Source organism: Clostridium sulfidigenes (assembly GCF_052067195.1).
In the GTDB taxonomy this organism is placed as follows: Bacteria; Bacillota; Clostridia; order Clostridiales; family Clostridiaceae; genus Clostridium_J; species Clostridium_J sulfidigenes.
The window spans coordinates 1-804 of record NZ_JBQHQR010000040.1; the positions used below are offsets into that span (position 1 = coordinate 1).

The window sequence follows — 804 nt, forward strand, 5'->3', positions numbered from 1 at the left end:
TCACCTTGTATAATGAACTCATAGTAAAAATTCACTATACTTTCCCTTTCATAATAATTTTTACTATACTTAACATAAGACGCTGTGGATTAGTTCAATCACCTATAGCTAGACTATTTAAATTGAGGATATAACCACAGCTTTATGCTTATTTGTTAATTAGTTAGATAACGCATGACGTTTTATATAGAGCAAGGATACATTTAGCATAAAGTTAGTGGAACATAGCGGACTAATTTAAAAAGGAGTTGTTCTTATGATTTATGTCGGTATTGATGTAGCTAAAGACAAACATGATTGCTGCATTGTAGATTCAGATGGAGTTATTATTAATGATTGTCTACGTATATGTAATTCAAGTGAAGGCTTTGAACTACTATACACCTCAATTCTTTCAGCCCTATCGGGTCAAAATATTTCTAACGTAAAAATAGGACTTGAATCAACAGGTCATTATAGCACTAATCTCCAAAACTACTTATATGCCAAAGGCTTTCGCCTATACATTCTTAATCCCTTGGCTACAAATCTCTTCCGTAAGGCTCAAACCCTTAGAAAGACTAAAACCGATAAAACGGATGCACTAGTTATTGCTAAAATGCTCTTTTCTGATGATGCAAAATCCTATTCTCCTGTATCATATCAAATTCAAGAGTTAAAGTCACTAACTAGACATCGCTATAGAATGATAGGGTATCGATCAAAGCTGAAAATATCAATAACTAGACTCATAGATATAATATTTCCTGAATTACCTAAACACGTTTGGTCAATTCATCAAAATTCTTCTTATTGCCTCCTAAC

The 804-nt window shown here is 32.6% G+C and carries 1 protein-coding gene; it reads left to right on the plus strand.

What is annotated here, in order from left to right:
• Window positions 1-256: 256 nt before the first annotated feature.
• Window positions 257-804: IS110 family transposase (locus tag ACTNBA_RS19070; RefSeq protein WP_441075822.1), on the plus strand; the 548-nt coding region annotated here is incomplete at its 3' end.